The organism is Thalassotalea sediminis (assembly GCF_030295915.1).
Taxonomy (GTDB): domain Bacteria; phylum Pseudomonadota; class Gammaproteobacteria; order Enterobacterales; family Alteromonadaceae; genus Thalassotalea_C; species Thalassotalea_C sediminis.
Window position 1 is genome coordinate 2662718 of record NZ_AP027361.1, and the last position, 15385, is coordinate 2678102.

A 15385-nucleotide genomic window follows, 5' to 3' on the forward strand; every position below is an offset into this window, starting at 1 on the left:
TCATTAACCCCCACTCATATTGAAGTCTAACTGTACAGTCAAACCTGTTTGTTTAATTGGTTTACCATCAACAACTTTTGGCTTGTACTTCCACTTTTTCAACGCGCGACGAGCTTCTTTGTTAAATACTCGTTTAGGCTCAGCATCAATAACCTCAACATCTTCAACACCACCAATTTCATTGATAGTAAAAGATAAGATTACCCAACCTTCAATACCGTCACGTGCTGCTTGCATCGGATATTTTGGGTTGATACGCACGATTGGTGCGGCATCACCATCACGTCCAAAGCCTGCACCTGGTGCGGCAATGTTAGTGTTAGCACCAGCAAGTTGAACTCCTGGTAAGTTAAAGCTCAAACCACTAGTATCAGTAGTAGTTTCTGGCTCGGGAGCCTGAGGTTTAGGTGGCTGTTTAGGCGGCGGTGGCGGCGGTGGCGGCACACGACGTCTAGTTTCAGCTTTTGACTCAGGTGGCGTAGTGTTAACTTCTACAACAATATGCTCAAGCTTTTCTTCTTCTCTTCGATCAGTACTAGAGATTAAGTAAGCCATAAAGGCGAACAATGCAAATGTAACACCAGCGCCTAGAAGTATTGATACTAAAAAGCGAACCATAGATCTACCCCTTAGCTGCAGCGATAGAAATACGGTCGATGCCAGCTTCTTTAATAGCGTCCATCACCTTAACAACAACGCCATGTTTCGCTTCTTTGTCAGCTTGAACAATTACTACATCACTTGGCTGCTCTGCTAATAATTTTTCAATATTTGCTGCAACACGTTCGACATCAACACGACGTTTATCTAACCAAATTTCGCCAGTATCTCTAATCGCAATAAAGATATTTGCTGACTTTTGTTTTGTTTGGTTAGCCGCTTTTGGTTTATTAACTTCTATACCAGCCTCTTTTACAAAAGACGTGGTAACGATAAAGAAGATAAGCATGATGAAGACGATATCAAGCATCGGCGTCATATCTATAGCAGCTTCTTCTTCTTCACGAATTCGTTTACGTGCCATTCTAATCTCTCTCTAGTGGTGAGGTAAACTGTCAATCAGTTTAGCCTTAGCTAGTTTAACTTTTGCATCTAAACGACTACTAAAAAACACGCCTGACAATGCTGCAACCATACCCGCCATTGTCGGGATTGTTGCCATTGAAATACCAGACGCCATTAGACGCGGATTACCTGTACCTTGTTGAGCCATGGTTTCAAATACTGAAATCATACCCGTTACAGTGCCTAGTAATCCAATTAGTGGGCACATTGCCACTAAGGTTTTAATCGTAATCATGTTACGTTCTAGTAACTCTGCCGCTTCGGAGATCCATGTATCTCTAATACGATGTGCGTACCATGAAGTGGTATCAGCTCTTGCATCCCATTTAGCAATGATGTCATCACGCATTTTTGGGTAAACTGACGCCAAGAACCAATAACGTTCTATCATCAATATCCACATCAATAAGAGAGCAAAGGCGACAAAGTATAAAACGTTACCGCCAGTTGCAATAAAACTCCTGACAGATTCGATAAGTTCTATCAGGAATAACATTACTTAGACTCCTTCTCTGCGATTTCAGCAATTAAACCAGCACTTTGCTCGTCCAATTTATGAAGCACAGATTTACTACGACCAGCTACAATGCTGTGTACTAAGATTAATGGCAATGCAGCGATTAGACCTAGCGCAGTTGTTACAAGTGCAAGAGAGATGTTACCTGCCATGATTTTCGGGTCACCTGTACCGAACAATGTAATTGTTTGGAAAGTCAAAATCATACCGATAACCGTACCTAATAGACCCATAAGAGGTGCAATAGCTGCGAACATCTTAATAAGGTTAATACCACGGTCTACTTTAGGCGTTTCACGAAGAATAGCTTCGTCTAGTTTAAGCTCTAACGTTTCAGCGTCAGCGTTTTTATTTTCGTTATAAACTACTAATAAACGGCCAAGTGGATTATTTTCGTTAGGTTGACTTAAATTCTTCTGTTGAGCTTTCATCTTAGAAGCAACGCTACCAAGAACAATTATACGCTCAAGAGCAATTAACAAACCAATAATTAGTAATACAGTAATTGCGTAACCAACTGTGCCACCTTGATGATAGAACTCTTCAAGTGTTTTCTTACGTGTTTCTAACGTTAAGATAGCACCACGTGAAGGATCAACATAAAGTTCAGTGTAGCCAGATGCTGTGTTGAAGAAGCTTGAAGCTGTATCTGAAATGTAGCCAGCAGGTTGTTTTGCTAGTGGCTGTATTTGACCAACTTCATCGTTATAGTTTAAATAACCGTTATCAGAAACTAAGTTAAATGTACCGATACGAGTGATTGTTTCAGTAGATTTAGTACCGTCAAGGTTAGTAACTTCAGCTGTAAACTTAGAAATTTCACCTGATTGTGTCATTTCTGTTTGCAAAGCAAACCATAACTCTTCTAATTGCTCTAACGCAGGAATTTCTTTTGCGTTAGCAATTTTATTAAGTACGTCACCACGACCTGGGTATTCAGCACTAACAATAGATGTAGAAATAGCACCATAAGCGTCAGCTGCAGCTGCACGACTTACACCAAACATTTCACCTAACGTGCCTTGAGCGGTATCAAGTTCAACTTCTTTTTGCGCAAGTGTAATTTCATTTTGTGCATATTCTTTCGTTAAACGAGCGTTACGATCTTGTTCCGCTTTCAACGTAGCTTTTGCTTTCTTTAATAACGCTTGCTTATCTGCACGAGCAGCAGTGAATTCAGCTTCACGTTTCTTATCGATTTTAGCTTCAGAAATTCGATCACTTTTTACTTTTTCTAAAAGCTTTTGTAAATCGTTTGCATTTGCAGACGCTGCCATACCGACAGTCATAGACGCAGCAAGCATTACATAGTTAATCATCTTCTTCATTATTTCGCTCCTGCTGCAAATACTGGTAGCTTAGTTAAGTCTTTAGTTAGCTGATTACGAGCCATGCGAATACCATCAGTAATAGGCTTCAAGTATTCATCACCTAGTTTTTCCCAACCGCGAGTTTCGTTGTTCCAAACCCAAGCGTTTTTCATATCAAGTGATTGAGCAACAAACGCAATACGACCCATATGTAGGAAATCAGCAGTAATTTTTTGATCACCTAAATCTAATTCACCTTGGTATGCAGCGAAAACAGTACCGTAGTTAGATTCAATTTCGTAAGCTTCAAGCACTAAACGGAATTGCTCAGATACAGTTACGTTAGAATCATTCATTACGTCACGTAATCCTTGAACACGTTCTTTACGTGCTTCAATATTTACCGGAACGTCTAACGAAATGAACTCGTCAAGTGTATCGATCATTTTATACATTAAAGGTACTACACCTTGTTTTGTTTTATCGATACCAGCAATTTGTGCTTCCAATGATTTGATGTTGGCTTTCTGGCCGTCAACCATACGCTGAACATGATCGTTATAATCAGACAAGATTTCAGCTTCGTCTACAGTATTACGGTATTCCGCAAGTAATGTAAGCGTTTGCTCATAGATGTTGTTGATTTTAGCTTGTGACTTTTCTGAATTTTTAAAGATTTTAGCTTCAGCTTTTTGTAGCTCGGTTAATGCATCTGCAGAAGCAAATGTGCTTGCTGTCAGCGCTAATGAGCCGACTATCGTTGATGCGATAAGGCTTTTCTTACTTAATATGGACATAGTTCCCAACCAATTGTTATTGAATGTAGATAACAAATCTCATTGTTAAAGCAAATCCCAAAAATTTGCTCAATAATTTTTTAAGTTTTAATTTCTCTAGAATAAAACCATGCAATATTCCCAAACGACATGTTTCATGTCAACCTGACAGATTAAAAAGACCGCTAATTTGAAACAAAATGAACAATTATCTTCAAATCGTTACAATTTCCAAACAAAACATTATCGTTTTATTATCAGAACGAACTTAGCGAGGCGTTTAATATCTTCAGAATATTGCCTACCCTATGTTTTACTAATTCATTCGTAGTAAGTCAAATTTAATTACAATAATATCTATTTTCTTTGTGTAATTATTCTGAAAAAATACCAATATAACGGCGATTATTACAATACAATGAATTATTATTACCCATTGAATTAATAAGATTTTTATAACATCTTTAATCTCAACTTCTTTGTAAGAGTAAGATAGTCTTCTCACCTTATAGTAATAACCTAAAATTCGTACTTCATACCCACACAATAATCATGGGTTTTAAAAGCATGTCTCAGCTTCTTTACGGTTTACTTTGATATTTGTTATTTTTTCGTTAAATTGACAGTAATCGTTACTAAATGTAATGAATGGTTATATAGCTAAGTTAGTAGATGTGATAATATTTCATTTGTCTTATCAAACAACACTTAACATTATCTATTTAAATGGAAATTGCACTCGATCTTAATCTTTGGCTTACGCTATGCAGTATCGGCTTTTTAGCTGGAGTTATAGATGCTATAGCAGGCGGTGGCGGTATGTTAACTATACCCACATTACTCACTGCTGGGCTACCACCACATTTAGCACTTGGCACCAATAAACTAGCGGCATCGTTTGGATCTTTAACTGCTTCTGTCACTTTTTATCGTAAAAAGCTCTTTAATATACGTTTTTGGCAAATATCTATAATGACTACCGCAGTTGGTGCAATAATTGGCACTGTTGTTGTCGATCATTTACCTGTGCACCTTCTAGAAAAAGCATTGCCTGTGCTTATTATGTTCACAGCAGCGTATACGTTAATATCTAAAAATGTCGTTTATGAAAACAACCAATTACCCAATAAAAACAATACTTTAAAGGTGAAGCAAGGAGTACAAGGTTTAGTGCTTGGCTTTTATGATGGGGTCGCAGGTCCTGGTACTGGTGCTTTTTGGACTGCTTCATCAAGTGCGCTATATAAAATAAATATACTACTCAGCTGTGGCTTAGCGAGATCAACAAATTTTGTTAGCAACATATGTAGTTTACTAACGTTTATTTATCTCGGTTATGTAAACTTTCTATTAGGTGTGTCTATGGGCGTTTTCATCATGCTAGGTTCATGGGTAGGATCTCATTGGGCAATAAAATTTGGTGCGAAGTTTATCAGACCCCTCTTTATTACAATTGTAATAGGAATGTCAGTTAACTTAGCTTATCAAGCGTGGTTTACTAATTAAATGTCTATAAACGCCACATTAGCTAGATTAACAACAATCGTTGAGCAACTTCTTCTAGATGCCAAAGCTATTGATCAAAAATTACAGCTTAAAAAGTCAAACCAACCTTATAAAGAACGCTTTCTTTTTTCACCACCACTTTTTAGTACCCAAGCGGAAACGTTTTTGCCTTATGCTTTAGAAGTAAAAAGAAAAGTATCTCATATCTGCAAGTATATGAAACTAAACGCCCACTCAGATTTTGTCTATGACGAGTTAACTACCGTCGAAAAGCAAATAAATGCGCTAACAACGGCTTATGCTGCAAACAGCAGAAAGTTAGAAATTGAACTGCAGTTTAAACAAAAAAATCGTGCGCGATATTTTAAGAAAGCCGCTAAACATATCATGCAAACTTCGCACGATTTACATCAAAAATTAGCGGAAACACATGAGTTTGAGAGACGCCTAATGGAGATGCTCGAACTTAAGCAAATCGAACTCAACCGCGCTCCAAATAGTGAGCAAGCGACACTTTCTCAACAAGTACTAGCTTTACATCAACGACTAGGAAGATGTAGACAAGCGATCAGTAAAATTGAACGACAAATAGAAATGAGTGAAAAACGTTAATAATCTGGGATTTAAACGACTGCTTTGCTATGGTTATAATAATTTATATCTATTTAACATCTTGAGGTTACAATGAAAATTGCTGACGATATTCACAACTACTATGAGAAACTTGTTGTTCAACACTTTGCCACATTAAAGTTAGAAGAGCGCTACGATGCCGATTTTATTGCAGATTTAACATGTGTTGTGCTTAACCAATTGCCTTGTAGATACATTCGTCATGAAGTTGATATGGCTTTTTATTTGCCTGCATCAGAAAGGTTTGAAATGGAAGGTAACGTTAAGGTCGCGATAAATAAAGCATTAGAATTTATGAAACAACATCATAATTAAATACTGAGGTTGATGTAGTTTACATCAATAGAAGGGATTGTTTGGGTGGCAACCCAAACAGCCACACTCCGGCACATGAGTCGTCTGCTGCGGTTGCTTCCTTCCGGACCTGGCCGAGTTCACAGAGTATCATTGCGAAGGGACCGTAAGGGTCACCATTGATGCTTTATAAGCGGCGGAGATTATCGCTAAACAATCTCCGAGTTGCAAGTACAACCGCTCAACAAATCACTGAACGGCTAAAAGTTAATCGTTTTCGTTATTTTCTCGCTCTCGAGATAACTTTTCGCTGATTTCTAACAACACTGATTTAACTACGAGTAAATTCTCTTTACCTATTCTCAGCATAAGCTTCTCAGCGTCATCTAGACTTTCGTATGAATCATCCTTAAATTGATACATTACACTTGGTCGAATCAATTCGAGTCGTTCTTTAGGTATTTCCATATCAAGCACTTTTGTAATGGCATCTTGTAAAATATCGGTAAAATTCTCTTCAGGATATCCTAACTCTCGATATGCTTCATCGATAAGTGGCTTTAATTCAAAGTACCAAGCTACTAATGTGTCGGTGTCAACGGATCTTAGTAAATCAACATACAAACTAAAACGACGAGATGTTGATTCATCCCATTTAATAACGACTTGATCATCTTCGTTAATTTCTTTGCCTGAGAAAGATGTAGTTGGTTTGATTAGTGGGCTGTGCTCATAAGCTAGCATCCCTTGCGCAAAGTTATCAGTAAAGACAACGAATCGACGGATCATATCGTCGTCGATTACCAATTTTAATAATTCTTTTCGCCACGTTATGCTTGGAAGTTTTTCTTGTAACCATTGATCGCTTTCATTCAATGTTGGTAAAGGCGGTTTAGGTGCTTCTTCAACTTCAGGTGTAACGTCTGGAATTATGACCTCAGGCTCTGAAGGCTCCTCAATAGCTGGCTCAGGTTCGGCTTCAACTACCGACGGCTTTACTTCAACTGCTTCTTGTTTTGGTTGGTCAACTTTTTGCGGTGGCTGATCTTCAATAAGAAACCATAACAGCAGCGCAACGACCACAATAACTATGCCTACAATAAGTGGCCATGGTGTGCTTGACTGATTCTGTGATGTCTTTTCCATACTTCCTCTGAATTTAGATAAACTGCGTTGTTAAAAAGCGTGCGCTAAAAATTGCTTTACGACATTGTGTCTATTGCAACGCTTTTTAACCTAGGTTTCAAGTAAGATTTGCCCAATGTTCACATTTTATTGCACTTTTGATCATTAAATTGCAACGTTTAAAAACAACCATATAAAAATGACAATCTTGATTAAACCGCATCCGGCTGGTTTTCCGGCATTGCACTTATAAATGCAGGTAGTAAGTTGCAGTTATCAACGACTTTACTTATTAACGGATAACGAGACATATCTACATTAAAGCGTTTTGCGTTATATACTTGAGGTATTAAACATAAATCGGCAATTGTGATTTGATCTCCAAAGCAATACAAGCCAGAGGTTGCCTTAAGTTTTTCTTCTATTGCTGAAAATCCCTTATGCATCCAATGATGTGACCATGTTAACTTATCTTGTTCACTACAATGCAATTCACTCACTAAATACTGCTGTATACGTAAGTTATTTACAGGATGGATTTCGCACGCTATATCAAGCATAAGTGCCGATACTAATGCCCTGCTTTCAATGTTTTCTGGATACAGTGAACATTGTGGATATTTTGCATCGAGATAATCAATTATCGCAATAGACTGGTTTAGCACAAAATCGCCATCAACGAATGTTGGCACTAAGTGGGTTGGATTTAAGTCCACATAATTTGTAGCGTGTTGCTCACCGCCATCTTTTACTAAATGTACCGGAATATATTCATAAGAAAGCTCTTTCAAATGCAGAGCAATACGCACTCGATACGCGGCGGAAGAACGCCAATAACCATATAATTTCATAAATTCACCAAGTAAATAAACTAGATAGTAAAAGAAAGTACATTAAACACCAATTAAACTTAATATTAAAAAAGCAACCCGATGTTAGGGTTGCTTTACAGTATTTAAGAAAGTGGCGATTACTATATTTTTACTGTTTTTTTATTTATGTCATATTCACGCAATTTATTAGCAATTGCAGTATGACTTAGCCCGAGTTTTTTTGCTAATTGCCTTGTACTTGGATAGGCTGGATAAAGCTTTCTCAATAAGTCAGCTTCGAAGCCTTTAACTGCGGCATCCAATGTACCTTCAAAATCTTGTTCTAAATAACCATGTTCACGAGTATAAGCCGGCAATTGTAAATGTGATGTCTGAATAATGTTTCCTTCCATCAGAGACACTGCCCGGATCAATACGTTCTCTAGCTGTCGAACATTGCCTGGCCATGGATAATGTTCAATGAAATCACGACAATCATCAGACATATTAATGCCTCCCTTACCAATGCGCTGACCAAACTTGGCAATAAAGAATTCAGCTAAAGGAATTATGTCAGATCTTCGTTCTCTAAGTGAAGGAATATTCAATCCCAATACGTTTAGGCGATAATATAAATCTTCTCGAAATTCGCCTTGTTGGACCATGGTAAGTAAATCATGATTAGTCGAGCTTATAAAACGCACATTTACGTTTATCTCTTTCTCATCATCAACACGCCTAAAAATACCGTCTTGAATGACACGTAACAGCTTTGTTTGTAGTTTTGGCGACATTTCACCAACTTCATCAAGAAATATTGTACCGCCATCAGCGAGTTCAAACATACCTTTCTTAATATTTGCAGGCGTGCTTGAACCCATTCCGAACAACTCTGTCTCCGCGGCTTCATCAGGTAATGAAGCACAATTTAACGTCATAAAAGGTTTTTCAGCGCGATCACTTGCCGCATGACAAGCTCGAGCAATTAGCTCTTTTCCTGTCCCTGTTTCACCAGCAAGTAACATGGATGAATCAAGCAAAGCCATTCTTTTGGCTTCCCTTATCACCTTCCTCATTGCCCCGCTGCTTGCTTGAATACCAGCAAAATTATTTTCATTTGCTTGTTTAAATGCACTAATTTGTTGGCCAAGACGGATTTCAGATTTTAAAATTAATACCGCACCGGCAAGCACAACTTCACCGTCGGAACCTTCAATGTGAATAGGCATAATATCAGCTACGTAGTCTTCATCTATAAACTTTAAACGACGTGTTTGCGCTAACACTTCTTCACTATCAAGCCAGCGATTAAAGTTAAAGCCCTTAAGCCATTGACTTACGTGCTGACCAACAATATCTCCGTCTTGCGCACCAATAATGCTTGCTGTCACATGATTGACAATGCGTATATTTCCTTTTGCATCAATGGACACAAAAGGATCTGGAAAAGTCTTAATTAAGGTAGAAAGCTCGTTTTTTTCACGTTCAGAAGGCATATATGGAGTTGTTTTAACATCTTCTACCCCTTCAATTAAACGCAGCTGAGGCATAAAAGTTTGTAACTCAGAAAAGTCTAAGTCAGGTATGTTTATAAAGATTTTTCCTGGCTGTTTTAATTCAATACCTCGTAAATCAATACCACGTTCAACAAAAATGCTTAATACATCTTGTGCTATTCCAACGCGATCTAAACAACCTATTTCTAATCGCATAAACGTTTCCTCAAACTCATCATGCTAAAGCTATATTGTAAACTAATTTTTACAACAAAAAAAAGCCCCCTTTGAAGGGAGCTTTGCGCTAATTAGTGTAACTAAATATTACAAAAGTTCGTCTGTTTTGGCCGCACAAATGAAATCATTCTTATGAAGCCCTTTAATTGCGTGTGTCCACCACGTTACAGTAACTTTCCCCCATTCTAATAAAATCGCAGGATGGTGAAACTCTTCCTCAGCTAATGTAGACACTTTATTTGCAAACGCCCAAGCGAGTTTATAGTTTTTGAACTTATATACACGCTCTAACATCATGACACCGTCTCTCACTTCAGGCACCCAATCAGGTAACTGAGACATAAACGTTTGTAACTCTTCATCGGTTACTCTTGGCGCATCAACGTGACACGCTTCACACTTTTGTATTGATAAATCTGAACTCATTTCAAAAATCCTTAACTTGCTTGCTTTTCTTCTTTAGGAGGAAACCTTGCTTCAAACAAACCGAGCGATTTAGCTTGCTCGACTAGCTCAAATATCTCGTCAATCTCATATTTTCTAATTTCATCTAAATCACTTACTTTAGTAAGCATGTAATAAATAGGTTGTAGTATGTCAATTCGATAAGGCGTTCGCAGCACATCTATCACATTATCATAAGACAACGGTTTTCGAATGGCATTTTCATCATGTAATGCATACTGCGTTTCCGTTGGCGAGGATATAATACCGCCACCGTAAACCCTTAATCCTTCTGGCGTATCTAATAAGCCAAATTCTACCGTAAACCAGTATAACCTAGCGAGAAACACACGCTGTTCTTTCGTCGCGTTTAACCCCATTTTTCCATAAGCTTGCGTATATGATGCAAATGACGGGTTTGTTAATAAGGGGCAATGTCCAAAGATTTCATGAAAGATATCAGGTTCTTGTAAGTAATCGAACTCTTCTCTTGTTCGAATAAATGTTGCCACTGGAAACTTTTTTTCTGACAGTAAGCGGAAAAACTCACCAAAACCAATAAGTGCCGGTACAGGTTCACACTGCCAGCCAGTCTCCGCCATTAATACTTCACTTATTTCACCTAGCTGTGGAATACGATCAGTGGGAAGATTTAACTTTTCTAACCCTGCTATGTATTCATCACATGCTGTCCCTTCAATGCAAGACAGTTGGCGTGTAATTAACTCATGCCAAACGCTGTTTTCTTCATCGCTCCAATCAATAAATCCTTTTGCATCTGGTTGTCTTGAAACGTATGCACTATTCTTTGCCATGTTGTAAACCTTTATTTAGAGTAGTTCAACGCATGATTTAGTTAATATTATGCGCGTTGACTAAGGCTTATTACCTTAATTGTAGACTAGTTCCATAGTAAGCGATCGACACACCAAAAATCACCAAATATTATTCGGCGCGATAATGTTAACAAACGCCACTTGTAAACTTTTAGATACATACGAATTGACACAGAGCGCTAAAGGATTAAATTTTAACGATTTAATCTTGATTACTGCCTTAATATAGCTATCAAATTCCGTATAAAATTCAACTTTTTTTCGTTAGAGAAAGAATCTTTGACACGATTTGTTTACGAATGGTTTTTAATTTAGGTGCATTCTTAGGTTCAAAAGCAATAGGCCTACACAGTTTCATTGTTTGTAATCCTAACCTTGCTGTTAACATGCCGGCACCTAGCCCTTGTGCAAGCCTAGCGGATAGTTTGCCGAGTAAATCAGCACCGACTAAATCAGCACCTACATCTGCAATAAGTTCAGAAGCCCCAGCATAAACCATGTTTACAAAAACTTGCTTGATTAGTTTTATGCGTGACCAATAGCCAATCTGTAATCCATATAAATTGGTAATCTCATCTATCATCTTAATATTACGCCAAAACATTAATCCCATATCTACGATGGCAATTGGACTTAGCGACACAAGTACCACCGCCTCAGTTGAGAACTTACTTATTTTGTCCAGTACTTTTTGATCAGCAGGTGTTATGACTTGTTTATTAAAAAGCGCTAAGACTTCTTTCTCTGTCATTTCTTCTGGAATATTGTCTGACCATCGGCTAGCGCTGCCTTCTTTACTATCACACGGAATAGATTGAGCAAGGCTGTCACAAATTTCACGTATAGGTTTTTCTGCGCCTTTATGATTAATTTCATTAAATGAATTTCTTACAGATGTTCGTTTTTTCAGCGCTCGTAACCCTTTAATTTCTTTATACAGCGTACGTGTGCACATGGCTATAATAGCAGCTAATAGTGCACCATAAAGTGCAGCTATTATTGGCTGGCTTGAAAAACCGGCAATAAAAAATTGTGTAACCTCTATGATCACTAAAATAAGCAAGAGTGCTAAACTGCTCTTTAATAGCCATCTCGACGGTTTATTTCGTTTTAATAGTATTGGCTCTTCATCCAAGAGTTCTTCTGGTTGTTCTATTAGCTCAAAGTTCTCTTCTTCGACAACAATTTGTGTAACTTCCTCAGTTAGATGATTATCATTACCTTGTACTTTGGGCTCGTCAAACAATATTTGTTGTTGATACTTTTCATCATTTTGGGTCATTTCATTTTATCTCCCAATAAAAACTCAAGCACCTGATCCATTCTAATATGTTGAAATGGCTGATGTAGTCCAGTGGATTCAAGTGGCGCAAATGGCATAAAATTAAAACTGTTATCCTGCCAATATGATTCTGCTGGCAAAGCTTTTGGCACCATGCCAGGAAACAGCGTGATTTGTTTACGCTCAGGTAGTTTTATGCCCCGAATAACGGGCAACGTTTTTCCTTGATGTTGACTCTTACCAAACTGCGTCGCCTTTACTGATGAAATCGCGATGGTTTCAGTCGTTATATTTTCAAAGTTTATTTTCTGCCTAATTGGATGAATAAGCTGATTTAGCAAAGACGTAAGATTACCATGCTGCTCAGGTGTTACATGATCTGACTTGGTTGCGGCAAACAATAACTTATCAATTTTCGGCGAGAACATACGTGTTAAAAAGTTAGCCTTACCATACCGAAAACTTTCGGTAATTAGATTCATGGCTTGTTGTAAGTCATTAAAACTGCCGTAACCGTTATTAAGTGGTGTTAAGCAATCAGCCAAAATTATTTGTCGGTCAAAGTTAACGAAATGTTCTTTATAAAAAGCCTTAACCACTCTTTCTTTATACTCAATATACCTAGCTCTTAACATACCGATCAGTGTATCTTCTTCTGCTTTTTGATAGGCATCTAGGTCAATATCAGAGAAATTAGTGTACGGAAAGAACTGTAGTATAGGCGCGCCGGCTAAATCGCCTGGCAAAATAAATCGCCCAGGTTGTATGAGAGAAAGTCCCATTTCGTTACGAAAAGTTTGTAGCAGTTGGGTATATTGTTCAGAAAGCTCAGCAAGCAGCTTTTCGTCGACAGGATCAAATGGTGACAATGATTCCAAACGCTGAATAAACTCTTCAGCTATTTCAACACGAGGTGCTTGTTTCAGCAACTCGGTCATGACCTCACTCCACTCTTCAAACGTTTGGTTTAGCATAGGGAGATCAAGTAACCATTCACCCGGATAATCGGTAATATCAATAAAAATCGTAGCGTTGTCCGTTGTGTACTTAATTATCGAATTATTTGGTTGATACTTTATCGCTAAGCGTAATTGACTGATACCTTTTGTTGGTAGTGGCCAACATGGCGGCTCTTCACTTAACGCTTTAGCCGCTGAATCATAATCAAATCTTGCAATATGTAAATCTTTTTGCGGTACACGTTTAGCTGCAATAAATCGACCTTCATGAATGGTTGAAAAGAAAGTCATTTGTGATTGCGAATTTTCATTGATTAATTGATTAACCAAAGAGGTGATAAAAGCAGTTTTACCACTGCGACTGAGGCCAGTAACTGCAAGGTTCACATGTTGATCGATTGCACGATGCTTTAACACATTTGCTTTAACTTTTATCTTATCTATCAATGCTTTTTCAATTAACGACATAAACAATTAACTCAAACAAGAAATATTGCACATTTAGGGTAAAACGCATTTGAATATACTAACGAGTTTATGAAAGAAAATATATGAAAAACACTTGAAAAGTTTAGAAAAAAAGCGGTTTACACCGCTTTTATAACTTGTTGATTTCGCGAGAAACTGTAAACTCTGGTGATGTTACATATCGCTCCATTAACTGTAATTCCCGTTCAAGCATTCTAAATTTTTTGCTTATATCATGGAATGCTTGTTTAGGAGGTTCTCCTGCTTGCCATATCTTAGCTTTTACTTTGATAGGCTCTGCTGCTAAATCCTCATTTCGCTTAACGTCTTCAGGCGTTGCATAATGATTTTTCGACGCAGTATCTTTTGCTGACGTTGGCGTTTTATCTAAAATAAACCACGCAGCGATATAAATCACAACAAACCAACCCATGCCGAGCAAAACACCTGAAACAACAAGTATACGAACTAGCCAAGTCTCCCAACCAAAGTAATCAGCTATACCAGCGCAAACGCCCGCAACTTTTCCTTTACTTGGATTACGAAATAGTTCTCCGCGACATTTTTTGGTCATGCTTTATTCCTCCAATCTGGTGTTTCAGCATCTAATATCGCTTCAAGCGTTTTAATTCTATCAGCCATTTTATCTGCTAACTCTGATAACTCAGATAACTGCAGGTACTCTTCTTCAGTTAATCCTTGGCTAATTTGTCTTTTACTTCTGTAATGCAGCACCAACCAAATTGGTGCTACAACTAACATGAAAATAATTACAGGGGCTATAATAATTTCTTCCACGATACATCTCCTTCCGCTCTAAGTTGGCAACTATATTTTAAGCTAAATTATTTAGACTTTTTCTCAGGCTTCATTTTAGCCTTTAATTTTGCCAATTCGTCTTCGATGTTTTCATCGTTTTCAAGCTCTGCAATTTCATCAGATAAAGACTTACTTCCTAGATCATATGCTTCGACTTGCGCTTCAATACCATCGATTTTACGCTCATAACTATCAAAACGGCTCAAGGCGTCATTTACTTTGTCAGAATCAATATTGCGTTTAACTTTAAGTCTTGAACTTGCTGTTTTCTCACGCATGATAATAGCTTTTTGTCGTGCTTTAGCGTCAGCAAGTTTATCTTGAAGTTGTGATATTTCATCTTGTAACTTCGTGATATGCTCATCAACGTGACTTAATTCATCACGCAAAGCTTCAGCGTTTTCACTACACTTTTTCTTTTCAACTAACGCAGATCTAGCAAGATCTTCTCTGCCTTTATTTAATGCCAACTCTGCTTTGTCTTGCCATTGATTAGCATCGTTTTCAAATTTCTCTGCTTGGCGCGCTAATTCCTTTTTATCTGCTAATGTTTTAGCAGAAGTAGAACGAACTTCTACTAACGTATCTTCCATTTCCTGAATGATCAGGCGTACCATCTTTTCCGGGTCTTCAGCCTTATCTAATAGGCTGTTGATATTTGAATTAATAATATCTGTAAATCTTGAAAAAACACCCATTTTTACTTCCTCATTCTATTAGAAATGTTTGGTGACGTTATCTTATATTCACATTCTGCGCCAATTTTCACAATGCATTTAAGTAACTGTTTTAATTATTTTTATTAA

At 37.7% G+C, this 15385-nt stretch carries 18 protein-coding genes and 1 other RNA gene; 3 read left to right on the forward strand and 16 right to left on the reverse strand.

The features are described 5' to 3' along the window. Positions 1 to 3: 3 nt before the first annotated feature. The 5 genes from QUE09_RS12245 to QUE09_RS12265 are packed head-to-tail and all read right to left on the reverse strand — an operon-like array spanning position 4 to position 3689. On the reverse strand, positions 4 to 618 hold the full coding sequence (locus QUE09_RS12245; RefSeq protein ID WP_286233046.1) for an energy transducer TonB: 615 nt from the start codon (positions 616 to 618) through the stop codon (positions 4 to 6). Between the two features lie 4 nt (positions 619 to 622). Then, entirely contained in the window at positions 623 to 1024 is a 402-nt protein-coding gene (locus QUE09_RS12250; protein ID WP_286233047.1) for an ExbD/TolR family protein, read from the reverse strand. A 12-nt stretch (positions 1025 to 1036) separates the two neighbouring features. Beyond that, positions 1037 to 1561 (reverse strand): MotA/TolQ/ExbB proton channel family protein, encoded by a 525-nt coding sequence (locus QUE09_RS12255; protein ID WP_286233048.1) that lies wholly within the window; start codon positions 1559 to 1561, stop codon positions 1037 to 1039. Then, positions 1561 to 2910 (reverse strand): MotA/TolQ/ExbB proton channel family protein, encoded by a 1350-nt coding sequence (locus QUE09_RS12260; RefSeq protein WP_286233049.1) that lies wholly within the window; start codon positions 2908 to 2910, stop codon positions 1561 to 1563. Before QUE09_RS12260 ends, QUE09_RS12255 begins: the two co-directional genes overlap by 1 nt. After that, entirely contained in the window at positions 2910 to 3689 is a 780-nt protein-coding gene (locus QUE09_RS12265; RefSeq protein ID WP_286233050.1) for a DUF3450 domain-containing protein, read from the reverse strand. The genes QUE09_RS12260 and QUE09_RS12265 overlap by 1 nt, the downstream gene beginning before the upstream one ends. Positions 3690 to 4394: 705 nt before the next feature. Between QUE09_RS12265 and QUE09_RS12270 the strand changes: the two genes are divergently transcribed. The 3 genes from QUE09_RS12270 (at position 4395) to QUE09_RS12280 (ending at position 6122) form a co-directional block, all read left to right on the forward strand. Further along, positions 4395 to 5174, forward strand: coding sequence for a sulfite exporter TauE/SafE family protein (locus QUE09_RS12270; protein WP_286233051.1), 780 nt, complete (start codon positions 4395 to 4397; stop codon positions 5172 to 5174). Further along, positions 5175 to 5786 (forward strand): primosomal replication protein PriC, encoded by a 612-nt coding sequence (priC, locus tag QUE09_RS12275; protein ID WP_286233052.1) that lies wholly within the window; start codon positions 5175 to 5177, stop codon positions 5784 to 5786. 72 nt (positions 5787 to 5858) lie between these two features. Next, positions 5859 to 6122 (forward strand): late competence development ComFB family protein, encoded by a 264-nt coding sequence (locus QUE09_RS12280; RefSeq protein ID WP_286233053.1) that lies wholly within the window; start codon positions 5859 to 5861, stop codon positions 6120 to 6122. Between the two features lie 52 nt (positions 6123 to 6174). On the opposite strand, the gene ffs is transcribed toward QUE09_RS12280, so the two are convergent. The 11 genes from ffs to pspA form a co-directional block, all read right to left on the reverse strand. Beyond that, positions 6175 to 6271, reverse strand: an RNA gene (ffs, locus tag QUE09_RS12285) — signal recognition particle sRNA small type. Between the two features lie 97 nt (positions 6272 to 6368). After that, positions 6369 to 7247: a DUF3014 domain-containing protein gene (locus QUE09_RS12290; protein ID WP_286233054.1), complete on the reverse strand. Its 879-nt coding sequence runs from the start codon at positions 7245 to 7247 to the stop codon at positions 6369 to 6371. A 191-nt stretch (positions 7248 to 7438) separates the two neighbouring features. Continuing rightward, positions 7439 to 8077: a maleylacetoacetate isomerase gene (maiA, locus tag QUE09_RS12295; RefSeq protein ID WP_286233055.1), complete on the reverse strand. Its 639-nt coding sequence runs from the start codon at positions 8075 to 8077 to the stop codon at positions 7439 to 7441. A 122-nt stretch (positions 8078 to 8199) separates the two neighbouring features. Next, positions 8200 to 9750, reverse strand: a complete 1551-nt coding sequence (gene tyrR / locus QUE09_RS12300; protein ID WP_286233056.1) for a transcriptional regulator TyrR — start codon at positions 9748 to 9750, stop codon at positions 8200 to 8202. A gap of 108 nt (positions 9751 to 9858) precedes the next feature. Continuing rightward, on the reverse strand, positions 9859 to 10197 hold the full coding sequence (locus tag QUE09_RS12305) for a 4a-hydroxytetrahydrobiopterin dehydratase (RefSeq protein ID WP_286233057.1): 339 nt from the start codon (positions 10195 to 10197) through the stop codon (positions 9859 to 9861). An 11-nt stretch (positions 10198 to 10208) separates the two neighbouring features. Next, positions 10209 to 11030 (reverse strand): phenylalanine 4-monooxygenase, encoded by an 822-nt coding sequence (phhA, locus tag QUE09_RS12310; RefSeq protein WP_286233059.1) that lies wholly within the window; start codon positions 11028 to 11030, stop codon positions 10209 to 10211. A gap of 271 nt (positions 11031 to 11301) precedes the next feature. After that, positions 11302 to 12333: a YcjF family protein gene (locus QUE09_RS12315; RefSeq protein WP_286233060.1), complete on the reverse strand. Its 1032-nt coding sequence runs from the start codon at positions 12331 to 12333 to the stop codon at positions 11302 to 11304. After that, positions 12330 to 13760 (reverse strand): YcjX family GTP-binding protein, encoded by a 1431-nt coding sequence (locus tag QUE09_RS12320; RefSeq protein ID WP_286233061.1) that lies wholly within the window; start codon positions 13758 to 13760, stop codon positions 12330 to 12332. Before QUE09_RS12320 ends, QUE09_RS12315 begins: the two co-directional genes overlap by 4 nt. Before the next feature lie 130 nt (positions 13761 to 13890). Next, on the reverse strand, positions 13891 to 14334 hold the full coding sequence (gene pspC, locus QUE09_RS12325; protein ID WP_286233062.1) for an envelope stress response membrane protein PspC: 444 nt from the start codon (positions 14332 to 14334) through the stop codon (positions 13891 to 13893). Beyond that, positions 14331 to 14558, reverse strand: coding sequence for an envelope stress response membrane protein PspB (pspB, locus tag QUE09_RS12330; RefSeq protein WP_434017196.1), 228 nt, complete (start codon positions 14556 to 14558; stop codon positions 14331 to 14333). Before pspB ends, pspC begins: the two co-directional genes overlap by 4 nt. A gap of 47 nt (positions 14559 to 14605) precedes the next feature. Next, positions 14606 to 15277, reverse strand: coding sequence for a phage shock protein PspA (pspA, locus tag QUE09_RS12335; protein WP_286233063.1), 672 nt, complete (start codon positions 15275 to 15277; stop codon positions 14606 to 14608). Positions 15278 to 15385: the final 108 nt, after the last annotated feature.